The organism is uncultured Nocardioides sp., assembly GCF_902805925.1.
GTDB lineage: Bacteria > Actinomycetota > Actinomycetes > Propionibacteriales > Nocardioidaceae > Nocardioides.
In genome coordinates, this window is the sequence record NZ_CADCUP010000043.1 from 1 (window position 1) to 10,733 (window position 10,733).

General features: G+C 73.7%; 8 protein-coding genes and 1 tRNA gene. 3 read left to right on the plus strand and 6 right to left on the minus strand.

Features of this window, described 5'->3' with window-relative positions; genetic code table 11:
* Nucleotides 1-100: 100 nt before the first annotated feature.
* A tRNA-Thr gene (locus QZX64_RS02990) sits at nucleotides 101-173 on the minus strand.
* A gap of 52 nt (nucleotides 174-225) precedes the next feature.
* Between QZX64_RS02990 and QZX64_RS02995 the strand changes: the two genes are divergently transcribed.
* Nucleotides 226-2,028: a glycoside hydrolase family 13 protein gene (locus tag QZX64_RS02995; RefSeq protein ID WP_295656839.1), complete on the plus strand. Its 1,803-nt coding sequence runs from the start codon at nucleotides 226-228 to the stop codon at nucleotides 2,026-2,028.
* Nucleotides 2,029-2,034: 6 nt separating this feature from the next.
* Here QZX64_RS02995 and QZX64_RS03000 read toward each other — a convergent pair whose 3' ends face one another.
* The gene (locus QZX64_RS03000; RefSeq protein ID WP_295656841.1) at nucleotides 2,035-3,243 is read right to left on the minus strand and encodes a DUF4032 domain-containing protein; all 1,209 of its coding nucleotides are present in this window, start codon (nucleotides 3,241-3,243) and stop codon (nucleotides 2,035-2,037) included.
* A gap of 59 nt (nucleotides 3,244-3,302) precedes the next feature.
* Between QZX64_RS03000 and QZX64_RS03005 the strand changes: the two genes are divergently transcribed.
* On the plus strand, nucleotides 3,303-4,487 hold the full coding sequence (locus tag QZX64_RS03005; RefSeq protein ID WP_295656843.1) for an enhanced intracellular survival protein Eis: 1,185 nt from the start codon (nucleotides 3,303-3,305) through the stop codon (nucleotides 4,485-4,487).
* A 10-nt stretch (nucleotides 4,488-4,497) separates the two neighbouring features.
* On the opposite strand, the gene QZX64_RS03010 is transcribed toward QZX64_RS03005, so the two are convergent.
* The 3 genes from QZX64_RS03010 to cysS all read right to left on the minus strand — a co-directional run bounded on the left by QZX64_RS03010 (nucleotide 4,498) and on the right by cysS (nucleotide 8,474).
* Complete coding sequence (locus QZX64_RS03010) at nucleotides 4,498-6,030, minus strand: metallophosphoesterase (protein ID WP_295656845.1); 1,533 nt, start codon at nucleotides 6,028-6,030, stop codon at nucleotides 4,498-4,500.
* Nucleotides 6,031-6,038: 8 nt separating this feature from the next.
* Entirely contained in the window at nucleotides 6,039-7,001 is a 963-nt protein-coding gene (gene rlmB / locus QZX64_RS03015) for a 23S rRNA (guanosine(2251)-2'-O)-methyltransferase RlmB (protein WP_295656847.1), read from the minus strand.
* A 66-nt stretch (nucleotides 7,002-7,067) separates the two neighbouring features.
* Nucleotides 7,068-8,474, minus strand: a complete 1,407-nt coding sequence (gene cysS, locus QZX64_RS03020; RefSeq protein ID WP_295656849.1) for a cysteine--tRNA ligase — start codon at nucleotides 8,472-8,474, stop codon at nucleotides 7,068-7,070.
* Between the two features lie 85 nt (nucleotides 8,475-8,559).
* Between cysS and QZX64_RS03025 the strand changes: the two genes are divergently transcribed.
* Entirely contained in the window at nucleotides 8,560-9,741 is a 1,182-nt protein-coding gene (locus QZX64_RS03025; RefSeq protein ID WP_295656851.1) for a C39 family peptidase, read from the plus strand.
* On the opposite strand, the gene QZX64_RS03030 is transcribed toward QZX64_RS03025, so the two are convergent.
* On the minus strand, nucleotides 9,731-10,733 hold a 1,003-nt coding region (locus QZX64_RS03030; RefSeq protein WP_295656853.1), incomplete at its 5' end, for an aldose epimerase family protein. The genes QZX64_RS03025 and QZX64_RS03030 overlap by 11 nt on opposite strands.

Here is a 10,733-nt window from a genome sequence, read left to right on the forward strand (position 1 = left end):
CTGGTGGTGTGTCGGGATGGTGGACGACGCACGCAACCGGCACGCGCGCCGCCCCGGTCAACGGGTTTGCGGCGGTGCCCGGGAGGACAGGCACTCCAGGAGCCGGTGACAGGAGTCGAACCCGCGACATCTTCTTTACAAGAGAAGCGCTCTACCAACTGAGCTACACCGGCATGCGCCGAGACGACGCGCGCACATGCTAATCGACGCCCTTAGGCTTCTCCGGTGACACTGCTCGACGACCCCCACCACGACGGCTCCGCGACGTACGTCGACCTGCGGGGCGGGGAGGGCGACGCGCCCGTCCTCGGCAGCCGGGTCGGGCTGCGGATGGCGAGCAGCCCGCAGGACCCCATCGACCAGGTGTGGATCCGCACCACCTACGACGCCGAGCCCACCTACCACCGGTGCACCCGCGAGGAGGACGGCTCCTGGACGGGGTCGATCCCGGTGCACAACCCCGTGACGCACTACCGCTTCCTCATCGTGCGCGGCGCGGCGCAGGAGTGGCTGAACGGCGCCGGTCTGGTCGACCGGGACGTGCCCGACGCCTACGACTTCAAGCTCAGCGCCCACCGGTCGGCACCGGAGTGGGCCCGGCACGGCGTCGTCTACCAGATCTTCCCGGACCGGTTCGCCCGCTCCGAGGCGGCCGACCACCAGCCGACGCCGCCGTGGGCCGTGCCGGCGCAGTGGGACGACGAGGTCTACTTCGAGAGCGACGACCCGCGCACGCCGCTCCAGCTCTTCGGGGGCGACCTCGACGGCATCACCGACCACCTCGACCACGTGGCGGAGGTGGGCGCCGACATCGTCTACACGACGCCGATCTTCCCCGGCGAGAGCAACCACCGCTACAACGCCTCCACGTTCACCGGGGCCGACCCGCTGCTGGGCGGCGACGAGGCCTACGAGCGGCTCGGCAAGGCCGTGCACGCCCGCGGCTGGCGGATCCTCGGCGACCTCACCACCAACCACACCGGTGACACCCACGAGTGGTTCCGCACGGCCGTCGCCGACCCCGGCTCGCCCGAGCGCGGCTACTACTACTTCGACGACCGCGGCTACTACGAGTGCTGGATGGGCCACCGCACCCTGCCGAAGGTCAACCACGGCGACCCCGCCCTGCGCTCGGCCATGGTCGAGGGCCCCGACTCCGTGGTGGGCCGCTGGCTGCAGCAGCCCTTCGACCTCGACGGGTGGCGCATCGACGTGGCCAACATGACCGGCCGCCTCGGTGCGGTCGACGACGCCCACGAGGTCGCCCGCGCCGTACGCCGGACCGCCGAGGCGCTGCGCGAGGACGCCTGGGTCATCGGCGAGCACAACCACGACGCCACCGCCGACGTGGCCGGCGACGGCTGGCACGGCGTCATGAACTACTCCGGCTTCTCCTGGCCGGTGTGGTCGTGGCTGGTCGACCCGGCGTCGCCCGCCCGCCCCTTCGGCCGGCCCGTCAGCGTGCCGCGCCGGCCGGGCCCCGCCGTCGTGGCGACCCTGCGCGAGTGGCAGGGCACGCTCGGGTGGCGGGCGACGGCGAACTCGTGGAACATCCTCGGCTCCCACGACAGCCCCCGCATCCGCACCCTCGTGGGCAGCGCGGGCGTGCACCGGGTGGCGGCCGGCCTGCAGCTCACGATGCCCGGGGTGCCGATGATCTTCGCCGGCGACGAGATCGGCCTCGAGGGGGTCCTCGGCGAGGACGCCCGCCGGCCGATGCCCTGGCACCGCCGCAGCGAGTGGGACGACGCCACGCTCGCGACGTACTCCGCGCTGACGGCCGTGCGCCGCGAGCAGCCGGCGCTGCGCGAGGGAGGGCTGCGCTGGGTGCACGTCGACGACGACACCCTGTGCTACCTGCGCGAGCACGAGGCCGGCTCGGTCCTGGTGACCGCCCGCCGGGCCGGCGGACCCGCCGTCGAGCTGCCGTGGGACGACGCGACGCTGCTGCTCTCGACCGAGCCGTACGGCCCGACGGTGCCCGGGGCGGCCAGCGGCGGCCCGGTGGTGACCGTCCACGCCGTCTGAGCCGGCTCAGGCCTCCGCGGTGATGGCCTCGTCGGGCCGCTTGGTCAGCTGGGTGGCGATGTAGTCGCGCGCGGCGTCGAAGGTGCCGATCGAGCGGCCCGCGCGCTCGGAGAGGTACCACCGGTGCACCAGCATCTCGTGGAAGACCTCCGCGGGCTCGAGCTTGCCGCGGGCCTCCGGCGGGATCATCGCCATGATGGGCTCGTAGATCTCGGTCACCCAGCGGTTGGCGACCAGGTGCCGGTCCTCGCGGCCGAGGTCGAAGTGGGCGGTGAAGCGCGCGATGTCGTTGAGCAGCCGGCGCGCCTGGTTGTCCTCGACGTGCATGCCGGTCAGCGCCTGGAGCTCGCGCCGGTGGTGGCCGAGCTCGACGACCTTGGGCTGGATGCGCACGGTGTCGCCGTCGAAGTCGGTGACGATGTCGATCTCCTCGACGTCGAAGCCGAGGTCGTTGAGCCGCTCCACGCGCTGCTCGATGCGCCACAGCTCGTGCGCGGAGAACTCCTCCTCCTGCGTCAGCTCCGACCACAGCACGCCGTAGCGCTCGCGGAGGTAGTCGATCACCTCGAGGGCCTGGGTGTCGGCGTCGACCGCGCCGCTGGCCTGCAGGTCGAGCAGCTCGGCGAAGATGTTCTCGCAGCCCACCGTGAGGTCGTACTCGCGCATCCGCGACCCCACCTCGTTGCGCAGCTCGCCGGTCTCGGCGTCCACCAGGTAGGCCGAGAACTCCCCCGCGTTGCGGCGGAACAGCACGTTGGAGAGCGAGACGTCGCCCCAGTAGAAGCCCGCGAGGTGCAGCCGCACCAGCAGCACCACGATGGCGTCCACGAGCGAGGGCAGGTTGTCGCCGGTGAGGCCGTGGGAGAACAGGCTGCGGTAGGGCAGCGAGAACTGCAGGTGGTGGGTGATCAGGGCCGCCTGCATCTCGCTCCCGTCGTCGGCCACGCGACCCGCCACCACGCCGTACGGCACCACCGCGGGGAGGCCGAGTCGCTGCATGTCGCGCAGCGTGGCGTACTCGCGGAAGGCGATGGGGTCGTTGGTCTCCTTGACGGCGTAGGTGCGAGAGCCGAGCCGGATGATGCGCACCACGTGGCGGGAGAGGCCCCGCGGCAGCGGCACGACGTGCTCGTCGCTCCACTCCTCCAGCGGCGTCGACCACGGCAGCGTGAGGATCGCCGGGTCCGGGCGGCTGGCCACGATGCGCAGGGCCATGACGGCAGGCTAGCGCTCCCCGCGGCCCGGGGTCCCGGACCGACCCCTAGATTGGCACCGTGGAGACCCGCCTGCTGACCGCCGACGACCTGCCGCAGACGAGCGCCCTGGGGGCGGAGGCGTTCGGCGACCGGCCGGCAGGCGTGCCCGCGCCCGATCCCGCGACCTACCCGCTCCCCGGTCGCCGGTCGTGGGGCACCTTCGACGACGACGGCGTGCTGCTGGCGAAGGTGATGGGCCGGGAGTACCACTCCTGGTTCCACGGCGTCGAGGTCGCCACCAACGGCATCGCCGGCGTCGCCGTGCGCGCCGAGGCGCGGGGCCGGGGGCTGCTCGACGACCTCTTCCGCGTGGTGCTCGACGACGGGCTGCGCGAGCGCGGCGAGGTGGTCTCGACGCTCTTCCCGACCGCGCCGGGCATCTACCGCCGCTTCGGCTACGAGCTGATCACCTCCTACGACGCCGTCGAGGTGGCGACGACGGCTCTGACGACCGTGCGCCCCGGGGAGGGCGTCACGCTGCGCCGGGCCGCGGCGGAGGACTTCGACGCCGTGCGCCGGGTGTACGACGCGTGGGCCGGCGCCCACAACGGCCCCCTGACCCGTCGCGGACCCTCGTTCGTCTCGACGGCCCAGGAGTTCGTCGACGCCTTCACCGGGGTCACGCTGGCGTGCGACGCCGACGGCACCGTGCTGGGCTACTGCTCCTGGACGCGGGGCGAGGGCTACGACGAGAAGGCGACCGTCGAGGTCGCCGACCTCCTGGCCTCGACCCCCGACGCCCTGCGCGCGCTGCTGCGCGTCCTGGGCTCGTTCGCCACCGTCACCGGGCACGTGCGGTTCCTGACCTCCGGCCTGGACGCCGCCCGGCTCCTGCTGCCGTCGCACGCGTGGCCGGTCACCGGCGGCCACGCCTACATGCTGCGGGTGCACGACGTCGTGGGCGCCTGCACCGGGCTGGCGCTGCCCGACGGGGAGCCGGTGCGGTTCTCCGTGGCGGGCGACCTGCTCGAGCGGATGGACGGCACCTACGAGCTCACCGGCGGCGCCTCGACCTGCCGCCGCACCGACCCCTCGTCCGAGGCGCCGGTCTTCGCCCCGCGCGGGCTGGCCCTCGCCTACGCCGGCGCCGCCTCCTGCGCCACGATCCGCACCGCCGGCCTGCTGACCGGGCCCGCGACGTACGACGCCCGGATCGACGCGCTGCTCGGGAGCCGCGAGCAGCACGTCCGCGACTACTTCTGACGAGCGCGCGCTACCCGTCCGACGCGGTGACCGGGATCGCCGGGACGAGCGCGGTCCACTCGCCGGCCAGGAAGTCGCCGTTGGTGCGCAGCAGCACGCTCTGGATCCCGGTCGGCCGGCCCTCGGCGTAGGTGATGAGCGCGACGGAGGCGTCGCGACGGGGCTTGCTGCCGACCGCGATGGCGTACGCCGCCCCGCCCGTGGTGCCCATCGTGTAGCTCCAGCCGGTGCTGCCGTTGTCGCCGACGACCTCGGTGGGGCCGAGCTCGACGTGGAGGTGGCCCCCGACGACGAGGTCGACACAGCCGCGGGCCAGCGCCTCCCTGCCCAGGTTGGCGTCGTGCACCAGCATCGTGGCCACGCGCTCCTCGGCGTCACAGGCCGCGTCGGCCAGCCGCTGCCCCACCTCGTCGAAGGACAGCCCGGTCTCGTCGCGCCAGTTCCCGAGCCCGCTGGAGCGCGGGTCGTCGACGCCGAGCAGCGTCGTGCCCCCGGGTCCCTCGACGACCTCGCCCTCGAGCATCGTCCAGCCGAGGTCGGCGAGGTAGCGGCTGACGAAGGTGCCGTTGTCGTGGTTGCCCGCGACCGCCCACCGGTCCAGGTCCTCGAACGCCTCGTCGAGGGAGTCGAGCGAGAAGGCCTCCCACGCGCTGCCCGAGGAGGTGTCGTCGCCGGCGTCGAGGACCGCGGTGGCGCCTCCCGCGTCGCCGACGGCCCGGGCGACCTTGTCCATGCCGATGTTGTCGTGCCGGTCGGAGACCACCGTCACCACGGTCTCGCCGTCCTCGGGCTCCCGGAGGTCGAGCTCGCCGGCCGCCTCGACCGCCTGGGCATAGAACTGCTTGCTCTTCTCGAACGTCGACAGCGCGCTCTCGAAGAGCCGCCTGGACTGGTCGGTGGTCGCGTCGACCCGGATCTCGACGGCCTCGAGCCCCACCGGCAGCGGCACGCCGTCGCCGAGGTAGTCGGCCAGCGTGACCCACTCGCGCTCGGCCTCGACGGTGTCGTCGCGGTCCTGCCAGGGCTGCCAGAAGGCGACGCCGATGACCAGCAGCGCCAGCGCGCCGGCCAGCGCCCGCGGCTGGAGGTGCCGCAGCCCGCTCACCAGCTCCCGGCGACGGGCCGCGCCGAGCAGGAGGAAGACCGCCACCGGCAGGCAGCCGACCGCCGCGCCCCGCAGGGCGGCCGAGACCGCCATGTCGACCACGAGCTCCCGCGCCTTGGCGATCTGCGCGTCCGGCTCGGAGGCGATCACGGCGTAGCGCTGGAACAGCTCCTGGGTCGAGGCGGCCTCGGTCTTGCCGAGGTCGATGGACACCCCGACCGGGCCGTCCACCACCATCCGGAAGTTCGGCAGCACCGGGCCGGTGCGCAGCTCGGCCTCGCTGTCGAGGGTCGGTCGCAGCACGGCGTCATGGCTCGCCAGCACCGTGCTGCGGCTGCTGGTGAGGAACAGCGTCGACGCCGTCGCCAGCGACACGACGAGCCACAGCGCCGCCAGGACCAGCCAGCGGAGCGGGGTCGTGCGCCGGTGCCCGGGCATCGGGTGGGTCAGTGGGCGGCGCGCGCCTGCGCCACGGCGTACAGGGCGACGGAGGCGGCGACGCCCGCGTTGAGCGACTCGAGGTGGTTGGCCATCGGGATGCTGACCAGCTGGTCGCAGGTCTCGGCGACCAGGCGCGAGAGGCCGCTGCCCTCCGAGCCGACGACGATGACGAGGGGCACGTCGAACAGGCCGCCCTCGGAGACCAGCTCGGGCAGCGTGACGTCGCCGTCGGCCGCGAGGCCGACGACCATGCAGCCGGCGGCCTGGTAGGCCTTGAGCTGGCGCACGAGGTTGACCGTCTGGGCCACCGGCGTGCGCGCTGCGGCGCCGGCCGAGGTCTTCCAGGCCGCGGCGGTCATCCCGGCCGCCCGACGCTCGGGGACGAGCACGCCGTGCGCTCCGAAGCCCGAGGCGGAGCGGACGACGGCACCGAGGTTGCGCGGGTCGGTGACCGAGTCGAGCGCCACGATGAGCGGCTTCTCGCCGCTGGGGGCGTTGTCGAGCAGGTCGTCGGGATGGGCGTACTCGTAGGACGGCACCCGGGCTGCCAGGCCCTGGTGCACCGCGCCGCTGGTCATCTTGTCGAGCTCGACCTTGGTGACCTCGAGCAGCGAGAGGCCGCGCTCGGCGGCCAGCCTGAAGGCCTCGCGCAGGCGGGCGTCGCGGTCGGCGCCCTCGGCGACGTAGATGCCGGTGACCGGGATCCCCGCCCGCAGCGCCTCGACCACGGCGTTGCGGCCGGCGACCCACTCGGCGTCGCTGCCCTTGGGGGTACGGCGCTTGGGCCGCGCCTGCTCCTCGCGCTCGGACCTCGCCTTGGCCTTGTACACCTTGTGGTTGGGGCGGTCCTTCGCCTTCGGGGTCGGGCCCTTGCCCTCCAGGCCGCGCTTGACGCGGCCGCCGGAGCCTGCGGTCGGGCCCTTGCTGGTCTTGCGGATGGCGCCCCTGCGGGAGCTGTTACCAGGCACGTTCGTGTCCTTTTCGGTGGTCGAGTGTCCGGTGAGGCACGAGCCGGCGGATCGGGACCCCTGGCATCAGATGCTCCATTGCGGGCCGGCGGGGGTGTCCTCGATCAGGACGCCCGCGGCCGCGAGCTGGTCGCGCAGCGCATCGGCGGTGGCGAAGTCCTTCGCCGCCCGCGCCTCCGCGCGCCTCTCGAGGAGGCCGGCGACGAGGACGTCGACGGCACGGGTGAGCCTGTCGTCCGCCGAGGACGACCCGGCGGCCCAGGCGGCGTCGTGCGGGTGCAGGCCGAGCACGTCCAGCATGGCCTCGACGCGGCCGGCGAGGCCGGTGACGTCCTGGCCGGCGGCCAGGGCCCGGTTGCCCTCGCGCACGTGCTCGTGCAGCACGGCGACCGCGGCGGGGGTGCCGAGGTCGTCGTTCATGGCGGCGACGAAGGCCTCGGGCAGCGCGTCGAGCCCGGACGGCCGCTGGGCGGCGTACCCCGCCCGCTCGAGGAACGTCTCGACCCGGCGGAAGCCGGTGGCCGCCTCCTCCAGCGCCTCGAAGCTGAACTCCACGTGGCTGCGGTAGTGCGCCGCCACGAGGTAGTAGCGCAGCTCGATGCCGCGGTAGTCCTGGAGCACCGCCGGGATGGCCAGGGAGTTGCCGAGGCTCTTGCTCATCTTCTCGCCGGCCGTGGTGATCCAGGCGTTGTGCATCCAGTACGACGCGAACGGGTGCCCCGCCGCCCGCGACTGGGCCTGCTCGTTCTCGTGGTGCGGGAAGCGCAGGTCGACGCCGCCGCCGTGGATGTCGAAGGCGTTGCCGAGGTACTTGCCGGCCATCGCGGAGCACTCGATGTGCCACCCCGGCCGACCCGGGCCCCACGGCGAGGGCCAGGCCGCGGTCTCGGGCTCGGTCTCCTTCTTCCACGACTTCCACAGCGCGAAGTCACGGGGGTCGCGCTTGCCCCGCGGGTCGGCGTCGGCGGCCGGCTCCATGTCGTCGATGCCCTGCCGCGTCAGCTCGCCGTACGCCGGCCAGGAGCGCACGTCGAAGTAGACGTCGCCCGAGCCGTCCTCGGCCCGGTAGGCGTGACCGCGGGTGATGAGCTCTCCGATGAGCTCGATCATCTCGGGCACGTGCCCGGTCGCCGCCGGCTCGTAGGTCGGCGGCGCCACGTTGAGGGCGGCGTAGGCCCGGTCGAGCTCGCGGTGCATGGTGTAGGCGAGGTTGTACCAGGGCCGGTCCTGCTCGGCCGCCTTGGCGAGGATCTTGTCGTCGATGTCGGTGATGTTGCGGATGAAGGTGACGTCGTAGCCGAGCACCCGCATCCAGCGCTGCAGCACGTCGAAGTTCACCCCGGAGCGCACGTGCCCGACGTGGGGCTCGCTCTGCACCGTCAGGCCGCACACGTAGAGACCCGCCCTCCCCTCCTCGAGGGGGACGAACTCGCGGACCTCGCGGGTCGCGGTGTCGTGGAGCTGGAAGTTCACCCACTCATCCTAGGGCCGGGCGCGATGCCGCCCGGCATCCCCGGATCCCGTGACGGATGGGGCACATGTGACCTACGGTCGGGTGGTGCGCCCTCCCCTCGCCCTCGTGCTCGCCTCCCTCCTCGCCTCCGGCCTCGCGCCGCCCGCGTCGGCCGCCCCGGCCCCTGCCGGCCCCGCGGAGCGGCTGGTCGCCCACACGTCCTGGACCTCCGGCGGCCAGCTGCGGGCGGGCGAGAGGGCGGGGGTCAAGATCGGCCAGGGCTCGGTGCGGCTGAGGAAGCCGACCGTGCGGCGCACCTACCGGGGCCGGTCCTACGAGTCGGGCTCCTGGACCTCGGCGTGGGTCCAGCCCGGCTTCGCGCTGACCGAGCTGATCCCGTCCTGGCAGGCGACCACGCCGGGCCGCAGCTGGGTCGAGGTCAAGGCGCGGGTGCGCTCCGGGTCGGCCGTGTCGTCCTGGGACGTGATGGGCCGCTGGACCTCCGGCGAGGCGATCGCCCGCACCTCGGCCGGTCCGCAGACCGACGACCTCGCCCGGGTCTCCGTCGACACCCTGCGCACGCTCGCCGCCACCGGCGCGACCGGCTGGCAGCTCAAGGTCACGCTGCTCCGCGCCCCCGGGTCCCGCGCCGCGGTGTCCCTCGACCGGATCGGCGCGGTCGCCTCCCGGCTGCCCGTCACCGACGACGTGGCCACCTCCGCACCCGGACCGGGCGTCGGCACGGTGCTCGCCGTGCCGTCGTACTCCCAGATGGTGCATGCGGGCCACTCCCCGCAGTGGGGCGGCGGCGGTGAGGCCTGGTGCTCGCCCACCTCGGTGGCGATGGTGCTGGGCTTCCGCGGCGTCCCCGGCCCGCGCGTCGCCGGCCACGCCGACGCCGTCGTCGACCACACCGCCCGGATGACCTACGACCACGGGTACGACGGCACCGGCAACTGGGCCTTCAACACCGCCTACGCCGGCCGGTTCGTTCCCGAGGCCTTCGTGACCCGGCTGCGCAGCCTGCGCGAGGCCGAGGACCACATCGCGGCCGGCACCCCGCTGGTCGTCTCGGTGGCCTTCGGCCGCGGCGAGCTCACCGGCGCCCCGATCTCCTCCACCGCCGGGCACCTGCTGGTGATCGTCGGGTTCACCGCCTCCGGTGACGTGGTGGTCAACGATCCCGCCGCCCCGAGCAACGCGTCCGTACGTCGCACCTACCGCCGCGGCGAGTTCGAGGACGCCTGGATCCCGACCTCCGGCGGCACGGCGTACGTCATCCGCTGAGCCGAGCGGCGCCGAGGGCCCACTCCATCGTGGCGCGGTAGGTCTCACCGGGCTCGAGCCGCGCCGAGGGCCACTCCGGGTGGTTCGGGGAGTCGGGGAACAGCTGCGGCTCCAGGGCGATCCCGTCGCCCTGGCGGTACCGTCCACCGCTCGTCGAGCGGCGGGTGCCGTCCAGGAAGTTCCCGGTGTAGACCTGCAGCCCGGGCCGGTCCGCGCGCAGCTCGAGCCGGGTCCCGGTCCGCGGCGACTCGAGCACCGCGGCGGTGCGCAGCCCCTCGCCGCGCACGACGTAGTTGTGGTCGATGCCGCGGGCGTCGGCGACCTGGGGGTGCTCGCGCCGGATCGCCGTGCCGACGACGCGCGGCTCCCGGAAGTCGAACGGCGTGCCGGCCACCGGGGCATGCCCGTCGACGGGGATGCCGCTGGCGTCGACGGGGGTGTACTCGTCGGCAGCGACGTGGAGCACGTGGTCGTCGATCGTGCCGGAGCCCTCGCCGTCGAGGTTGAGGTACGCGTGGTTGGTCAGGTTCATGACGGTGGCGGCGTCGGTCGTGGCCTCCATGACGATGCGCACGGTGTCGCCCTGCACGGTGTACCGGACCTGCGCCGACACGGTCCCCGGGAAGCCCTGGTCGCCGTCCGGGCTGACCAGTGAGAGCACCGCGTGGTCGGGGCCGTGCTCCACCACGTCCCAGAGCCGACGGTCGAAGCCGTCGGGTCCGCCGTGCAGGCTGTTGCCCCGGTCGTGCGCGCCGACGGTGACCTCGCGGCCGTCCAGCGGAAACCGGCCGCCGGCGATCCGGTTGGCGTAGCGCCCGATGGTGCCGCCCATGTAGTGGCTGCTCGCCAGCCGCTCCTGCGCGGTGGCGTGTCCCATGACGACGTTGCGCCGCGTCCCGTCGCCGCCGGCCACCTCCAGGCGGTGCACCGTCGCGCCCAGGGTCAGCACCTCGACGACCGGCCCGGGCGCACTCCCGATGGCGAGGAGCAGG